16 protein-coding genes are annotated in these 18021 nt (G+C 28.7%); 7 read left to right on the top strand and 9 right to left on the bottom strand.

Annotation, left to right across the window (positions count from 1 at the left end):
- Positions 1-84 precede the first annotated feature (84 nt).
- The 5 genes from PZA12_RS21470 to PZA12_RS21490 all read right to left on the bottom strand — a co-directional run bounded on the left by PZA12_RS21470 (position 85) and on the right by PZA12_RS21490 (position 4036).
- Positions 85-777 carry a hypothetical protein gene (locus PZA12_RS21470; protein ID WP_065419008.1) on the bottom strand — a complete coding sequence of 231 codons (693 nt, stop codon included), beginning with the start codon at positions 775-777 and terminating at the stop codon, positions 85-87.
- A gap of 223 nt (positions 778-1000) precedes the next feature.
- Positions 1001-1345, bottom strand: a complete 345-nt coding sequence (locus PZA12_RS21475; protein WP_017212590.1) for a DUF3892 domain-containing protein — start codon at positions 1343-1345, stop codon at positions 1001-1003.
- A 201-nt stretch (positions 1346-1546) separates the two neighbouring features.
- Positions 1547-2149, bottom strand: a complete 603-nt coding sequence (locus tag PZA12_RS21480) for an HAD family hydrolase (RefSeq protein ID WP_103697610.1) — start codon at positions 2147-2149, stop codon at positions 1547-1549.
- Between the two features lie 247 nt (positions 2150-2396).
- Positions 2397-2960, bottom strand: coding sequence for an HDIG domain-containing metalloprotein (locus PZA12_RS21485; RefSeq protein ID WP_103697611.1), 564 nt, complete (start codon positions 2958-2960; stop codon positions 2397-2399).
- A 248-nt stretch (positions 2961-3208) separates the two neighbouring features.
- Complete coding sequence (locus PZA12_RS21490; RefSeq protein ID WP_023973596.1) at positions 3209-4036, bottom strand: hypothetical protein; 828 nt, start codon at positions 4034-4036, stop codon at positions 3209-3211.
- A gap of 369 nt (positions 4037-4405) precedes the next feature.
- Between PZA12_RS21490 and PZA12_RS21495 the strand changes: the two genes are divergently transcribed.
- The 7 genes from PZA12_RS21495 to PZA12_RS21525 all read left to right on the top strand — a co-directional run bounded on the left by PZA12_RS21495 (position 4406) and on the right by PZA12_RS21525 (position 12822).
- Entirely contained in the window at positions 4406-4858 is a 453-nt protein-coding gene (locus tag PZA12_RS21495) for an RNA-binding protein (protein WP_103697612.1), read from the top strand.
- 297 nt (positions 4859-5155) lie between these two features.
- A complete protein-coding gene (locus PZA12_RS21500; RefSeq protein ID WP_103697613.1) occupies positions 5156-6325 on the top strand; it encodes a galactokinase in 1170 nt (389 codons plus the stop codon).
- A gap of 107 nt (positions 6326-6432) precedes the next feature.
- Positions 6433-7425 carry a UDP-glucose 4-epimerase GalE gene (gene galE, locus PZA12_RS21505; protein WP_103697614.1) on the top strand — a complete coding sequence of 331 codons (993 nt, stop codon included), beginning with the start codon at positions 6433-6435 and terminating at the stop codon, positions 7423-7425.
- A 183-nt stretch (positions 7426-7608) separates the two neighbouring features.
- Positions 7609-9108 carry a UDP-glucose--hexose-1-phosphate uridylyltransferase gene (gene galT / locus PZA12_RS21510; protein ID WP_077840566.1) on the top strand — a complete coding sequence of 500 codons (1500 nt, stop codon included), beginning with the start codon at positions 7609-7611 and terminating at the stop codon, positions 9106-9108.
- 12 nt (positions 9109-9120) lie between these two features.
- Positions 9121-10134 (top strand): LacI family DNA-binding transcriptional regulator, encoded by a 1014-nt coding sequence (locus PZA12_RS21515; RefSeq protein ID WP_103697615.1) that lies wholly within the window; start codon positions 9121-9123, stop codon positions 10132-10134.
- Between the two features lie 514 nt (positions 10135-10648).
- Positions 10649-12073 carry a putative DNA modification/repair radical SAM protein gene (locus tag PZA12_RS21520; protein ID WP_103697616.1) on the top strand — a complete coding sequence of 475 codons (1425 nt, stop codon included), beginning with the start codon at positions 10649-10651 and terminating at the stop codon, positions 12071-12073.
- Positions 12074-12075: 2 nt separating this feature from the next.
- Positions 12076-12822: a TIGR03915 family putative DNA repair protein gene (locus tag PZA12_RS21525; protein ID WP_103697617.1), complete on the top strand. Its 747-nt coding sequence runs from the start codon at positions 12076-12078 to the stop codon at positions 12820-12822.
- An 879-nt stretch (positions 12823-13701) separates the two neighbouring features.
- Here the strand turns inward: PZA12_RS21525 and PZA12_RS21530 are convergent.
- The 4 genes from PZA12_RS21530 to PZA12_RS21545 all read right to left on the bottom strand — a co-directional run bounded on the left by PZA12_RS21530 (position 13702) and on the right by PZA12_RS21545 (position 17971).
- Positions 13702-14274, bottom strand: a complete 573-nt coding sequence (locus PZA12_RS21530; RefSeq protein WP_017212599.1) for a beta-class carbonic anhydrase — start codon at positions 14272-14274, stop codon at positions 13702-13704.
- Positions 14275-14382: 108 nt separating this feature from the next.
- On the bottom strand, positions 14383-15426 hold the full coding sequence (locus PZA12_RS21535; RefSeq protein WP_103697618.1) for a galactose ABC transporter substrate-binding protein: 1044 nt from the start codon (positions 15424-15426) through the stop codon (positions 14383-14385).
- Positions 15427-15476: 50 nt separating this feature from the next.
- Positions 15477-16538 (bottom strand): galactose ABC transporter substrate-binding protein, encoded by a 1062-nt coding sequence (locus PZA12_RS21540; protein WP_103697619.1) that lies wholly within the window; start codon positions 16536-16538, stop codon positions 15477-15479.
- Positions 16539-16912: 374 nt separating this feature from the next.
- A complete protein-coding gene (locus PZA12_RS21545; protein WP_103697620.1) occupies positions 16913-17971 on the bottom strand; it encodes a galactose ABC transporter substrate-binding protein in 1059 nt (352 codons plus the stop codon).
- Positions 17972-18021 lie beyond the last annotated feature (50 nt).

Consider the following 18021-nt stretch of genomic DNA (forward strand, 5'->3'; position numbering starts at 1 on the left):
CTTGATAAATTTATTTAAAGTCCCTTATGCTTTATTTTGGTTTAAAATCCTTCTTATTTCTCATGTATATAAATAAAGTAATAATTAACTATTTTTTCTTAAAGCTCTTTCTTTTACATATTGATTATATTCTTCTATTGAATAAACTTCCGGTTCTCTTACTTCTTCCAAGAAATGTGAAGCCTCTGCATCTGCATTACTAAATGCCAAAACTGACTTATGCATTTCTATTGCCTTATTGTAGTCTCTATATTCATCCTTTGGAACATAAGCACCCATATGCCATCTTATCATTAGACATTCTTCTAATGATAACTTTACAAATTGTTGAAGTAAAATTACACTTTTCTCTCCATGTCCTAAAGGAATTTTATCGTCAAATTCATAGGCTGCATATCCTATCCACTTTCCTGTCATCTCATCTTTTTTTAATCTCATAGTTTTCTCATAAAAATTACACTTACACAAATCATGCAGATATCCTGTTAAATACATTGTATCATGACTCAAACCTAGCTTATATTGCTTGTTTTTTTGAATTAATAATTCAACAACATTATCAGAGTGAAGTGCTAATCCTCCATCAAAGTTTGAATGAAACTTAGTAGATGCTGGGGCTGTAAAATAATCGGTTCTTTCTAAAAGATATTTTATTAATTCATCTATCCCATCTCTTTTAATCGAGCTCAATCTTTCTAATATCTTATCTTTCAATTCTTGCATTTCTTTTGCTGCCTTAGCTTTTGTCATTTCCTTTAAGTCACTTAAATCACTCATGAATACATCTCCTTACATTAATCAACTTATAATTATTATTTTTTTCCTCTAAGCACATATCTATTCATTATTATGCTTCTTTTACTATTTTAACACTTTTAAGAAAAAACTCATATCATTTGAATGCAATGATATGAGTTTTCTAGTTAAAAATATTCTTTCTTTATTTTAATAGTAACATATTTCATAGAGTTTTTAAGCAAATTTTATTAAAAAAAGTATTTTATTCTTCTACTACTGGTAAGGCGCTTAAATTGTTTGACTCATCATCATCTCTTAAGCTCCTTAAATATTCCTCACCTTTTCTTGATGTTGATACAGATACTCCAGATATAGCTCCATCTTTAGCTAACTCCACGCCTCTTTCTTTGGTTATTCTCTCTCCATTTGAAAGTTCATATCCTGTTATCTCACCCGAATGCTTTATTATAGCCTTTATAGAGCTTTTTTCCACATTTGACTGTGAATCTTCGTTATCACTTAACTTTATGTCAGTATTTGCTACAGCAGCATTATGAATAAAGTCATATGTTAATCCCATTGAAGATACATTATATTTATCCTCCATACAAACACCTCCTATTTTCTAGATAAGCATATGGATATATTTCTAAACCCTGTTTTTTAATTTTTTAAAATACACTTGCTGAATAATTAAAATATAGCAAGTCAGTATTTTTATTATATTTTCTTTTATATGCCTATTCTAAAAACCTTTAGTGTTATATTGTCCAATAAAAATACTTTAATGCATTCTATTATTTAATATTTAAATATTGATATCAAATTTTTGTAATTCATCTTCCAGTTTCCTTGGCTCTTTTAATACTATTCCTTTTAGCCCAAGCTTAATAGCAGCTTCGATATTTTGCTCCATATCATCTATAAATAGCGTTTCACCTGGTTCTAAATTATATCTATATAGTATCTTCTCATAAATTTCTTTTTCAGGTTTAAGTAATTTCTCTTTATAAGAAACTACTCCTCCTTCAAATAATTTAAATAAGTCGTATTTATTATTTATATGTTCAAAAGCTGCTAGATGAAAATTAGATAGATAATAAATTTTATAACCTTTTTGCTTTAATTTTTTTAATATATCAACGCTACTTTCTATTGGAGTCAATATATCGTACCAGTTTTCAAAGACTTTATTAATTAACTCTTCACTTTCAGTATTTCTACTAATTATATTTCTTTTAGCATCTTCTTCACAAATTGTTCCTCTATCAAGCATTGGCCATTCATCACTCTGAAATATACATTTATATATTTCTTCTACTTTTTCTTCATCAATTTTTGATCTTACATATATCTTTGGTTGAAAATCTAAAATAACATTTCCAAGATCAAATATTATATTTTTAATCATAAAAATTCTCCTAATTTTAATAATGTATCTTATTAACTATAGATATCCAATTCAAGAGTCGTACTTATTAAATGAATATATCCACAAGGTTTCTAAAAATTCAAGTTCATATCTTCACTAGAAATCATAAATATATTTGTAACCACAAGGGTCATAACTATGAAGAAAATATTTGAAAATTAGCTGTTAAATGTTCTTAGCTGTAGGTTGTTCCATTTTAGCTTGTCAAACTGAAAGTTGGAGCATGCTATAGTCCAATTTCTCCTGCTACATTTCTCATTCCTAAAATTGTATTTTCTATAACCTTGTCTAATTCCATATCTATCATCTTGCAACCATTTAATATTACATTTCTGTCTACTCCTGCCGCAAATCCTTTAGTCTTAAATTTTTTCTTAACAGATTTAACTTCTAGATCCATTACGCTTTTAGATGGTCTCATTAATGCAGCTGCCCCTATAAGACCTGTAAGTTCATCTATTGTATAAAGTACCTTCTCAGCATTGCTTTCAGGTTTTATTTCATTTACTATTCCATATCCATGAGATGCAACTGCTCTTATATAACTCTCCGGAAATCCTTCTTCTCTCATTATTTCTTGAGATTTAGCACAATGCTTATCTGGATACATTTCATAATCTATATCATGAAGTAATCCAATTATGCCCCATACATCCTCATCTTCATTATAGAGTTTAGCAAAATGTCTCATTGCCCCCTCTACTGCTAGTCCATGTTTTCTGAGTGCATCACTTTTATTATACTTACAAAGTGCGTCCCATGCCTTTTGTCTATTAATTTTTTCTTCCATATTATATAGCCCCCTTAACATATGTATATAAAATTATTTTTATTAACATTTATTTCTATATATGAAATTATATCCATGTTAATAAAAATAATATCACTATGAAAATTTATAATCAATATTATTAGGATTTAAGTTATAAAATTATATATATTATACTTAAATTTCTAAATTCTAATCCCAATGCAAGATCCTTCTTACTAGCATTTTTAAATGTAAATTTACTATCCAGCTTTATAAATGCAGACTTACTATTTATAAGTCTGCATTTTATGTCTAATGTTTTTATATTCATCCTTTAGCTTAGTAATTACTCTTTCTTCATCATATTTATTATACGGCCATATTCTAGTTTCTACCTTACATCTAATCCACTCAGCTTTTAAACATATTTGCACAAGCTCATCTATATCTCTATTTAGGCTTTCAATTTCATTTTCATAATTACTTACTATATAATCGCTTTTTTCAACTATATTATTTATTAATTGTAACTCATCGCTGTATGCAGATTTAACTTCATTTTTAAGTTCTAGTAAATTTAATAAATTTATATTATTTTTATTTTCAACATTCTTATAACTATTTGCCATAACCAAAAATTCCTTTAATATTTTTTTTTCACTTATCACATCTATAGCTTCATAAAATTTCGTTGTTATATCTTCATTTCTTTCTGCAGATTTTATTGCATTTTTACAATAATATATTAATAAATAACTATTAAGTGTAGCTTTTAATTCTTCTACTTTTAATATTAGCTCAATATCTAGTTTTCCTGTAAAATTCAAATGCATTTTAATCAACGATACTATTTTATCTAACTCTCTTCTATATTCAATCTTATTACTTCCATCTTTAGTTCTAATATATAAGTTAGTTATATTGCTTAGCTCTTTCAAGCTTGCAATATGCGTTCTTAATGTAGTTATCCATATGACTCTAAATCTTGTAATATTATTTATGTAAAGAGTTTTCTTGTTTTGAAATAAATTAAGCACTCCTGTTAAAAGAGTTATTAATATTCCCGTAAATGTAATTATATCTATTATTGCTATCTCCAGTTCTCCGATTCTCATAAAATTCTCCTAAGTTCCTTAGCTTATATTCTCTAGCTGTCTTTATATTTCATAAACAAACATAAAAAAGAACTAAGATTACAGTTCTCAGCCCTCGTTCTTGTGTTTATTTTATTCATTTTTTCCTCTTTTATTCTGTATTCTAAACATAAAATATTTTCTTTCATTAATATATATATTTCAAAAATGATTCTTCATGATAATTCTAAAAATATTGCAATAATTTTAGTTGCAATTGTGAATTGTGCAATGTGCGTTGCGCATTGTGAATTGCAACATATATATATTTTATTATAGATTAAATTTTAGTATCCTTTTATATGCCTCTGTAATAAACTATAATAAAGCAATTAACAAAAAGGTGGTAAAATGAATCCTTTATTAAGTATGATACTCAGTTCCCTTTTTAATGGAATGGGTGGCGGATTTAGAAATCCCATGATGCCTAACCAAAATGGTGGCAGTAATCCAAATCAAATGGGTGGTAATCCTTTATTGAACATGCTTATGGGTGGCATGGGTGGCGGCATGAACCCTATGAATGGAAATCCATTAATGAACATGTTGATGGGAAATATGGGCGGATCTAACGGTTCTCCATTTAATAATCCAAATAACAACTCTAACATGAATAATGCAAATAATATGAATAGCAATGGTCCAAATATGAATAATATGGGAAATATGAACGATATTAATTCCTTATTAAGTATGCTAATGGGAAATCAGGGCAATATGCCTATGAATAATATGAATAATATGAATAACATGATGAACAATATGAACAACAATTCAAATAGGCATTCCCATTCAAAAAAATAGTGGACATTCTAATAGGTAGCTTAAAATTTAGGCTACCTATTAAATTTTATAACAGTAAGCCTTTTCTATAAAAATATTCTAGATTTATATATTTTCAAATAATCACTTCAGAAATAATTATTATTTGTAATCTTTTTCACGAAAGATTAAGCTTCTCCATCTTGTCCCATTAAGCCTTCATCCATGGAGTATATCCACAGATTTTGTATATATCTAAAAAATTCTAAATTTTCTTAATTACCTCTTTACTTTTTAATAGTAATCGCTTACTATTAAATTAAAAGGGAGGTATTAAATATGGAGAATATTAATGTATTAAAAAGTGATTTCACAAGATTATTTGCAAAAGATGCTGAAAGTGTTTTCTTTTCACCTGGAAGAGTTAATTTAATTGGAGAACATACTGATTACAATGGAGGTAATGTCTTTCCTTGCGCTCTTACTATTGGAACTTATGCTTTAGTTAGACAAAGAGAAGATAAAAATGTATTAGTTAACTCTTTAAACTTTAAAGAATTAGGAATTTTAGAATTTAGTTTAGAGAATATGATATATGAAAAACAACATGATTGGGCCAATTATCCTAAAGGTGTAATTAAAACTTTTGAAGATCATGGTTATAATATTCCTAACGGATTTGAAATACTTTTCTATGGAAATATTCCAAATGGTTCTGGATTGTCCTCTTCTGCTTCAATAGAAGTTTTGATGGGAACTATATTAAATGATTTGTTCAATTTAAATATCGACATGGTTGATATAGTAAAAATGTGTCAAGAAGCTGAAAATAAATTTATCGGTGTAAACTGTGGAATAATGGATCAATTCGCTATTGGTATGGGAAAAGAAAATTGCGCAATTCTTTTAGATTGTAATACCTTAAAATATTCATACAGCACTATTGCTATGGATGGCTATAAGATAGTAATTGCTAATACTAATAAAAAACGTGGTCTAGCTGACTCTAAGTACAATGAAAGACGAAGTGAATGTGAAACTGCCTTAGCTGAAATACAGAAAGTTAAGAATATAAATGCTTTAGGTGAACTTACAGAAGAAGAATTTGAAGAAGTTAAATCTTGTATTTCAGATCCTATTAAAGCCAAAAGAGCAAAACATGCAGTATATGAAAATAGAAGAACATTAAAAGCTGTAAAAGCTCTAGAAGAAAATGATTTAACTCTATTCGGAAAACTCATGAATGATTCTCACATTTCTCTAAGAGATGATTATGAAGTTACTGGAATAGAGCTAGATACTTTAGTTTCTCTTGCTTGGGAGAGTGAAGGTGTAATTGGAGCTCGTATGACAGGCGCTGGTTTTGGAGGCTGCACAGTTAATATTGTTAAAGAAGACTGCATAGATTCATTTGTAGAAAAAGTTAAAGCTGAATATACAAGCAAAATCGGCTATGAACCCAGCTTCTATGTAGTTAGCATTTCAGATGGAACAAGAAAAATTGGATAAAATATTTACTACTTAAGATTTTATTAAGTTGATTATAAGAGAGATTTAGTTTAAATTTAAAGTGTAAGTCTTTAAACCAAATCAATAAAAATAAGGGAGATGTTAATATGTCAATATTAGTTTGTGGTGGTGCTGGATATATCGGCTCTCATACAGTTCATGAACTTATAAAACAAAATAAAGACGTAATAATAGTTGATAATTTACAATCAGGTCATATGAAAGCTGTGAATCCAAAAGCAAAATTTTATAAAGGTGATATAAGAGATTCTGAATTTTTAGATAAAGTTTTTTCTGAAAATAAAATTGATGCTATTATACATTTTGCTGCTAATTCTTTAGTTGGCGAAAGTATGGTAAAACCTCTACTATATTTCAATAATAATGTATATGGTATGCAAATATTACTTGAAAGCATGGTAAAACATGATATTAAGAATATAGTTTTTTCTTCAACTGCAGCAGTATATGGAGAACCAAAGAAAATTCCTATCTCTGAAGATGATGAAACAAATCCAACTAATACCTATGGTGAAACAAAGCTGACTATGGAAAAAATGATGAAATGGGTTAGCAAAGCTAACGGAATAAATTACGTTTCTTTAAGATACTTTAATGCAGCTGGTGCACTAGAAGATGGAAGCATCGGTGAGGATCACTCTCCTGAAAGTCACTTAATACCTCTAATACTTCAAGTTCCACTTGGAAAAAGAGAAGCTATAACTGTTTTTGGAGAAGATTATGATACTCCTGATGGTACTTGTATAAGAGATTATATTCATGTACTAGACTTAGCAGACGCACATATAAAAGCTGTTGAGTATCTACAAAGCGGAAATGAAAGTAACATCTTCAATCTAGGTAATGGAATTGGCTTTAGCGTTAAAGAAATGATTGATTCAGCTAAAGAAGCAACTAGTGAAGAAATTAAAGTTGTTGTGGGCGAAAGGCGTGCTGGTGATCCTGCAAGATTAATAGCTTCTAATGAAAAAGCTCAAAAGATTCTAGGCTGGACTCCTAAATATACTGATGTAAAAGCTATAATCAAAACAGCTTGGACATGGCACAAGAATAATCCTAACGGATATGATGACAAATAGTAAAATCATATAGAATTTTAAAATTTATCTTGGGAAACTAGAGCCAACCTAAAAACTTATATGGTTCAAGTTTCCGCCACCTAGACATAGAAAAAGATAAGTCTATGAAATAAACTAACATGGACTTATTTTTTAGATATGTCTTAGATTAATACCTTTTGTTAAAATTGAGGAGGTTTTAGCATGATAAATATAAATCATGAAATAAGTAGACTTATAAACTTTGCATTGAAAAAAAATCTTATAAATAATGATGATATAATTTACTCAACCAATATGATTCTTGGAGTATTAAACTTAAATGAATTTGAAGTTTGTGAAGTTGATGAAACTTTAGAAACTCCAACTCCTATCTTAGAAAATATCTTAGACTACGCATGTGAAAATAATTTAATAGAAAATACAGTAACTGAAAGAGACTTATTTGATACTTTAATTATGAACTGCGTAATGCCAAGACCTTCTGAGGTTATAAATAATTTTAATAATTTATATAATATATCTCCAACTAAAGCTACTGAGTACTATTATGATTTAAGCATTTCTTCTAACTATATTCGAAAAGATAGAATTGATAAGAACATAATCTGGAAAGCACCAACGGAATATGGAGACTTAGATATAACAATTAATTTATCAAAACCAGAAAAAGATCCTAGGGATATAGCAAAAGCTAAATTAATTAAATCTAGTTCATATCCTAAATGTTTATTATGTAAAGAAAATGAAGGATTTTATGGTCATATAAATCATCCTGCCAGACAGACTCATAGAATTATACCTTTGGATTTTGATAAACAAAAATATTTCTTGCAGTATTCCCCTTATACTTATTATAATGAGCATTGTATAATTCTAAATAGCGAACATATACCTATGAAAATTAATAAGGATACTTTTAGGAATTTATTGATTTTTACTGATATACTACCTCATTACTTTGCTGGATCTAACGCTGATTTACCTATAGTTGGAGGATCAATACTATCTCATGATCATTATCAAGGTGGTCACTACACATTTGCTATGGAAAAAGCTCCAATAGAAAAAAACTATTCTGTTAAAAATTATGAAGATGTTGAAATAGGTAGAGTCAAATGGCCTATGTCTGTTGTTAGGCTTTCAAGTAATGATAAAGATAAATTATTAGATTTAGCTGACCATATTTTAACCTCATGGAGAAGCTACTCAGATGAATCTGTAAACATATTAAGTCATACAATGGATGAACCGCATAATACTATTACTCCTATTGCAAGAAAAAGGAATAATAAATATGAAATAGATTTAGTCTTAAGGAATAATAGAACAAGTACTGAGCACCCTCTTGGTATTTTCCATCCTCATAGTGAAGTTCATCATATTAAAAAAGAAAATATAGGACTTATAGAAGTCATGGGACTTGCAGTTCTTCCTGCAAGATTAAAAGAAGAATTAAATGTCTTAAAGGAATACTTAATTAATAGAAAAGACAACATTTTAGATGATGAAATGGTGGCAAAACATTCTGATTGGTATAAATATCTTCTAGAAAAATACTCTAATATATCTCAAGAAAACGTTGATTCTATTCTAAAAGAAGAAGTTGGATTTAAATTCTTAGAAGTATTATGTCACTCTGGAGTATTTAAAAGAAATGAAAAAGGATTTGCTGCCTTTGATAAATTTATAAATATATTATAAGGTGGAATAATTATGAAATTAACCATAGTAGATGTAGCTAAAAAAGCTAATGTATCTGTTGCGACTGTTTCAAGGGTAATGAATGGTAATTATCCAGTGAAAGAAGAAACAAGAAAAAGAGTACTTGAAGTAATAGAAGAACTTAAATATATTCCTAATATGCAAGCACGTGAGCTTACTAAGCAGAAGTCAGCTACTATAGGTGTTGTTGTTCCTAGTATCAATAATATGTTTTTCCCAGAAGTTATAAACGGGATTGAAAGCAGCTTAAAAGCAAATAATTTGTCTTTAGTGCTAGCATGTAGTAATAATGATAGTGAAGAAGAAAAATTATGCGTTAACAATTTATTATCTAGGAATGTATCTGGCATAATAGTTATTGACCCAAATACAGAAAATATTAAATCTAAATTTTTTCATAATATTTCGAAACAAACTCCCATTGTTTTTGTTAATGGACATTCCGTGTCCACAAATATTTCATCTGTTGTAAATGATGAAGCTATGGGTGCAAGTATGGCTTTAAATTATTTATTAGAAAAAAATCACAAAGATATACTATTTGTTAGAGGAAAAGATAGTTATTCTTATGACGTAAAGGAAAAAGTTTATACAGAAATAATGGATGATTTAAATAATTTTAATCCACAAAATATTATCAACATAGGAAATGGAAATAGTAGTGAGACTGTTGATAACACTGTTAATATATTTCTAAATGTCCTTAAAGCATCTACTGCAACTGCAGTTCTTGCCTGCAATGACCTTATGGCTGTTGGTGTACTTAACGCTTGCAAAAAACTAAATATAGATGTACCAGATAAATTATCTATTATGGGATTCGATAATATAGATTTGAGTAAATTTGTAGAACCTAAGTTAACTACTATAGATCAAAACATGTTTCTTCTTGGCTCAAATGCAGCAACACTGCTATTAGAAAAAATAGAATGTGATAATTCTTGCAGCAAGAGAATTATTCTTATGAATACTTTAATTGAGCGCGATACTGTAACCTCTATTTAATATATTTATTAAAATAAATAATGCATTTGTTATAGTTACTGATTATTTTTAATGTAACATATACCAAAGCATTATTTTTTTAATTTAATCATAAATAAGTTTTTAATTCAATTCTATTTACATAGAATTTACTCTTACATACGGAATTCAACTTTTTATTTTAGTTTTTTTATCAAAACTTTAAAATGAATCCATTGCCACAGAACATATATTCGTATATAATATTTTTAACGAATATATGTTCTTTTTCTATTTGTATATGTTTTAAATAATATGATTCAATAATTATAAAATTATCTATTTTTTTATTATCTTATATTTTAAAATAAACTTCGATGAATTAATTTTTTAGAGCGTGTACATTTTATGATAATTAATTTAACTTTAAAATTCTATTCCCTACGTGCTTAGTTAATGCAAAAATACAAAAACTAAATTCCAATATACCATTCAAGTTTTGTCAGAGCATATATTTTAATTTTAAAGTTTCATTTTATAAGGAAGTGTAATCAAAATGGATTTAATGGAAAAATTAAAAATATTATCTAATGCCGCAAAATATGATGTCTCTTGTTCATCTTCTGGCTCAAAGAGACAGAATGCTAAAAATGGAATAGGAAATGCTTCAGAAGCTGGTATTTGTCACAGCTTTACTCCTGATGGACGTTGCATTTCTCTTCTTAAAATATTATTTTCAAATGATTGTATTTTTGATTGTAAATATTGCATTAATGGATCATCTGGAGATTTTTTAAGAGTAACCTTTACTCCTGATGAAATATGCAGTCTTGCTATTAATTTTTACAGGCGTAATTATATAGAGGGTCTCTTCTTAAGTTCTGCTGTTATTTATAATCCTAATTATACTATGGAACTTCTACTCAAAACTGTGAAAAAACTTCGAATGGAAAATAAATTTAATGGCTATATTCATCTAAAAGCTATACCTGGAGCTGATAATGCTTTAATTGAGGAAGCTGGAAAGTATGTAGATAGAATGAGCGTTAATATAGAACTTCCTTCTAGCAATAGTCTTAAACTTTTAGCACCTCAAAAAAGTAAAGAAAAAATTTTACAACCTATGAAAACTATAAAAAATTCAATAATTAATTATAGCGAAATGAAAAAAAGCATAAAAAGTACACCATTGTTTGTACCAGGTGGTCAAAGTACTCAATTAATTGTTGGCGCAACTCCTGAAAGTGATGGAAAAATCCTTAAACTCTCTGAAGCTCTTTACAATAAATATAGTCTAAAGAGAGTGTACTACTCTGCTTATGTCCCTGTAATTAAGGACAATAACCTGCTTCCTGACATTACGCATCCACCAATGCTTAGAGAACATAGACTTTATCAAGCCGATTGGCTTCTTAGATATTATGGATTTAAAGCTAATGAGCTCTTGAAGAATGATGATGATAACTTTGATTTAAATTTTGACCCAAAAACATATTGGGCATTATCCAATTTAAATGAATTTCCTGTTGAAATTAACAAAGTTTCTTATGAAAAGCTATTACGAGTGCCCGGTATAGGTGTTACTTCTGCTAAAAAGATTTTAAAAATAAGAAGAGTTCATAATTTAACCTTTGATGATTTGAGAAATTTAAGAGTTGTTCTTAAAAGAGCTAAATATTTTATTACCTGTAACGGAAAATATCATGGAGATGTTCTTTTTGATACTATTAAAATAAAGAATAAACTTCTAGAACAAGATATTTCTAAAAGCAATAGTATAAATCCTAATCAAATATCGTTTTTTGATAATATTTCATTTAATGATGTAAAACTTCCTTCTGGAATTATATTACCAAAAGATAATATTTCTTTATCACATATATCACCTATAAAAAATGAAAACTCTTTAAATAATATAATTCCTAAATCAAATATATTAACATTAGGTGATAAAATTACTTCTTTAACTGGAGAGTTTTGATTATGAAAATATATTTATATGATGATACCTTTGAAGGCCTATTAACTTCCATATATGATGCTTTTTACTCAAACGGATCACCTCCAACATCTATATATGGAAAAAGCCAGACAAATACTCCCCTTTTACTAGGGAATATAGTTGAAATTTCTACTGATATTAATAAGTTCAAAAAAGTAAAAAATGCCATTATAAATAAAATTAACTTCCTCTCATTAAAAAAAATATACTTTGCATTTTTAAGTAATTATGAGGACAAAGGAATAATAATATTTAATTATTTAAAGGTAGCCTTTAAACTCGGACCAGATGTTCACGATTTTTTAAATGTAGATGTAATAAGACTTGTAGATAACATTACAAAAAAAGTTTTAAATGAATGTCATAGATTTGAAGGATTTATTAGATTTAATCAAATAGAAGAGAAACTTTTATACTCTTCTATTGAACCAGATAATGACATTTTAGAGATTATTGGAGATCATTTTAAAAATAGATTTCCTAGGGAATATTTTATTATAAACGATATTTCTAGACAAAAGGCTTTAATATATAATACAAATTTTTATGAAATAATAGATATGGATATGGAAACTTATGAAAAACTAAAATTTCACAACGATGAATATACAGACCTTTGGAAAACGTATTTTAAAGCTACTACTATAGAAGAGCGAAAAAATCTTAAACTTCAATGTAGAATGATGCCTAAAAGATATTGGAAGCACATACTAGAAACCAAAATATAATTTACATTCTGCATAAGGTAAGTATTGCTAATCGGGTGAAATATAAAAATACTTGCAAGTATTGAGGACAATTTAATTTTACTGCCCAAAAGACGAAATGGAATATATGTGTTTGCTCCGGTTCCCTGAAGATTTTACTGGGTAATTCTACAATTATAAGTTGCATCCAAAGTGCTTGCTTCAAAGACGACGCTTTGAACAAGCACATTTGGAACAACTTATAATCTAGAATTACAGCCAGCAAAATCTTCTTATGAACACTGTGCAAAAACATATATTCCATTTCTAATTTAGTAGTAAATTAAAGTAAATCTATACTCAAGCAAATATTTTTATATTTCTATTGTTAGCAAATTAATCATATGAAAGAACACACTCAAAACACCCTAATTATCCCATGCCAGGCAAGGAATTCTGCCCACCGCATATAGGATAGGTAATTTTTACTCCTACATATCGTTCAATGTTTAATTCTAAAATTATCGAGTATTTATTAACACTATAGATTTGATAACTCATACAAATAAGTTACTAAATCGCAATCCACCATATTGATTTCTAAGTATTCGCGCCTAGATATAGAAAGAACCTAAATTAAAGCTTATATTTTCAATTACAATACACACTAGAAAGGAAGGTCATGCTTTTGTGGAAGTGTTGCATTGAGTATTTAACTGTAGATATTTCCTTAGCAGAAGTTGTTTCATTTATTGCTTGTCACGAGCTTGCCTCGGGATCATGCAGAAATGATGCAACTTCTTCTATTGGAAATTCGCAATTAAATACTCTAGCAACCTGGAATAAATGCATGACCTTCCTTTCGGTATTTACATATATAACTTTAAGTTCACTCTAGATATCTAGCGTTTCGCCATACCTTTAGTTTGCGTCTTTAATATCTCCATTTACTATAATTTCTAATTCTCCAGTTTCAGGACTCATAATGAGACCATGTACCCTTACGTCGTTAGGTAAAAGAGGATGATCTTTTATCATTTTAACACTTTCTTTTATTGATTCCTCAACAGATTCAAAACCATGAAGCCATCTCTCAACGTTAACTCCTGCGTTATTTAAAGTAGAGAGCGTTTCTTCCTTAATTCCTCTATCTAACATTTTATCAACAAGTTTTTTTGTGTTTAAATTACTCATCCCACAACCATGATGTCCTATTACAAAAACATCTTCTGCTCCAAATTCATATACTGCAACTAATATACTTCTCATTACGCCACCAAATGGGTGCATAACTGTTGCTCCTGCATCTTTTATTATTTTTGCATCCCCATTTTTGATATTCATAGCTTTAGGCAACAATTCTGTTAATCTTGTATCCATACATGATAATATCGCCATCTTTTTCTTAGGTATCTTAGTTGTTACATATTCCTGATAATCTTTGTTCCCCACAAAACTTTCATTATACTTTATTATTTCTTCTAATTTACTCATTTTAGCCCCACTCCTCGTAAATCTAATAATATAATACGTTTTTTTTATTAACTTAATATTAAGTTAACTTGGTTTGATTGTAAAGTTATTTTATATATCTTTTAATTCTTACTTACCCATGTATTCATGATAAGGCAAGCGAATTGAAACTCCTGTCTGATCAAATTTATATTCTGTGTCATAAAGCGGGTTTTTATTAGAAACCAAATTAATTCCAACACTGTAGAGGGCTTTAGCTAATTCATAAGGATCCTGTAGAACAGACCCTGTCATTATTCCTTGTTTAATTAATTCCTGTGCTTCTGGTATTGCATCAACGCCTACCACCGCTATATTAGGAGTCTTACCGCCCTTATTATAGCCATATTCTTGCAATGCTTTAATTGCACCTATAGCCATAGAATCATTATTCGCAATTATAGCCTCAATTTTATTTCCATACTGCAAAAGCAATGTTTTAGTAACATTCCTAGCTTCTTCCTCATTCCAATCACAAACCCTTAATGCAACTTCTTGAGTCTTTATCCCTGAATTATTAATTTTTAATATAGAGTATTTTGTTCTTTTAATTGCCTCTAAATTATTTTGTTCCCCCATTAACATGACATATTGAAGTATATCATCTTTATTTTTATCCATTGCGGTTTTATTTTTATTCCATGCATTTATAATAACTTTTCCTTGTAATAATCCGGCTTCCTCAGCCTCTGTTCCTATATAGCAAGCTTTATTATAAGATCTTACAGAATCTATCGCAACTGGTTCCCTATTAAATAGAATTACTGGAATATTAATTCCTTTTACTTTATTAATAACCGACTGCGTACTCGTTGTCTTGACTAGATTTATCAACAAAAGATCAACATCTTGCTTTTCAATTAAATTATCAATATCTTTATCCTGTATAGATTGATCATTCTTCCCATCATAAAAAATAAATTCAATATTTCCTTGGTTCTCTTTTTGTATTTTTTCTAGATTTTCACGAACTAAAGAAATATAAGCGTCATCAAATCTATATAATAGTACAGCTGCTTTAATAGGCTTTCCTTCAGCAATTCTTGAACTCGCCATAATATTACTTTGATTAATACTTATTAGCACAGCTGCTGCAATCATGATAATAATTATGGTAGTTATTTTTTTAGTCATCTTATGTTAATCCTCCATATTTTTTATTATAAGTTATTTAATCAGCTTAATTAGATATTATCATTACTTATATATCCTTTGTAAGGAATACGTACTGAAACTCCTGTATCATCAAACTTATACGAAGTTCCATCAAGTGGAGGTCTACCATTAACCAAATTCATTCCTATAAGATAAGTCGCTTCTGCCATGCTAGCTGCATCTTGAGGAACAGATCCAGTCATAATTCCTTGATTAATGAGCTGTATCGCTTTCGGTATCCCATCTACACCAACAATTGGTATTGTCCTATTTTTATCTCCACTATTATATCCATACTTTTGCAATGCCTCAATTGCACCTATTGCCATAGCATCATTATTAGAAATTATAACTTCAATTTTATTTGCATTCGATAAGAATAATGCCTCAATAGCATCTTTAGCTAAATTTTCTTCCCAATTACAAACTCTCAAAGCAATTTCTTCCGTCTTAATTCCTGCATCATTGATTGATAAAACAGAATATTTTGTTCTTCCAATTGCCTCTAAGTTGTCGCGTGGTCCCATTAGCATAACATATTGCATTATATTATCTCCATTTTTATCAATAATTTTTTTATCTTTATTCCATAAGTTGGCGAGAATCTCTCCTTGCAGTATTCCTGCTTCTGCTGGATTTGTTCCAACAAAATAAGCTTTGCCATAGGATTTTACGGGTTCCATATTTAGTGGTTCTATATTGAATAAACCTAACGGTACATTTTTTTCTTTAACTCTATCTACAATTGTCCCTACTCCTGTTGGATCTACTAGATTCAGTAATATAATATCTGCATTTCCTGCATTAAGTATTGAATTAACATTTCTGTTTTGTAGTGATTGATCATTCTTGCAGTCATAAAAAGTAAATTCAATATTACCCGGATTATTTTTCTGAATTTCTTCAAAACTTTGCTTAAGTAAAACTGTGTATGGGTCATCTAAAGTATGTAATAATACGCTTGCTCTTACTGGCCTTCCTTCAGCAATTGTTAATTTAGAATCAGCAGCTACTTTATTAAAATTTAGTAGCAAATTTGTTATCATAATTATAGTAGTACCTAATACTAATATCTTTTTAGAATTTCTCATTTTTATCCTCCGCTGATTTATCAAATAGCTTCCTGCTCTTCCTGGCATCTCGATACTTAAGTTTCCTACGAAAATAAAATTATTTTCATAATACTTTGCAAAGACTTTGCCTTCATAGTCATTTTCTATATATAAAAAACACATTAAATTTAATATTTATTTCTTAAATCATTTATTTTATTATGTGTGTAATAAATAACTTTATACTGGTATAAGGCATATTGAATATAATCTAACTATAAATATAGATTCTGATTATAAAAATTTATAAAAATAGAAGTATGCTTATACAAAAAAGGAAGTAAATCGAAAAAGACTTACTTCTTTTTTTGTAATAAATATACTTCTACATTATTCATACATAATATATAATTTTATTTATTTTCTATATATAAATCAACATTATCACTGGTAACCTCTGCGTGTGGAGTCCTAATATACTTTCCTTTCTCAAGTCCCTCTATGGAATTTACATTTCCATGAGAAGCTAATGTATATGCAAGATCGAAGATCGCATTTGCCTGTTTTTTCGAATCGTTTAAAATAGTTCCTATCATAGATCCATTTTTCACTGCCTCTAACGCTTTAGGAAGCCCATCAATCCCTACAACTAGTGGTTTTTTACCGCCTATATTAGCATCATTTATTGCATTTATTGCTCCAAGTGCCATTTCATCATTATTACTAAATACAACTTCTATTTTATCTCCAAAACTTTTAATCCATTGAGACATCTTTGTTGTTGCCTGAGCACTTTGCCAATTTGCCGTATCATCAGCTAATTTCTCTAATTCAATTCCATTTTGAGTTATAGTTTTAATGCAATATTCCGTTCTAATTAAAGAATCTTGGTGTCCCTGCTCTCCTTCAAGCATTACATATTGGATTTTGCCATCTCCATTTTTATCTACCATTCTATTGTCTTTTTTATAGGCATTTATAATTATATTTGCTTGCATCTCACCTGATTGTTGCGCATCTGCTCCAACGTAATAGAGCTTATTCCATCTTTCCATATCTTCCTCTACTGGTTCACGATTAAAGAAAACAATTGGAATATTAGCTGATTTTGCTTTATCAATAATCATAGATGCCGCTGTACGATCAACCATATTTACACATATAACATCGTAATTCTGCGCAACAAATTTATCTACTTGATTACTCTGGTTAATCAAATTTCCTTTTGCATCTGCAACATTAACAATTATTTTATATTTACCTTGAGTTTCTTTCTCTTTCGCTATATCTTCAATATTATTCGCAATTTCTGATATAAACGCATCATCTTGTTTATATAAGGTCACACCTATTTTTATTTCTTTAATATCATTACTATAATTTCCTGTTTTTACATTTGCACTACAAGATGATAACACATTAAAAATTGAAACTACTGTTAAAAGCCCTGATAATTTCTTAATTAATCTCACTACAATCCCTCCACCATATGATTCCATCAAGCACCACAATACATTTATAC

This window comes from Clostridium beijerinckii (assembly GCF_036699995.1).
GTDB lineage: Bacteria > Bacillota > Clostridia > Clostridiales > Clostridiaceae > Clostridium > Clostridium helianthi.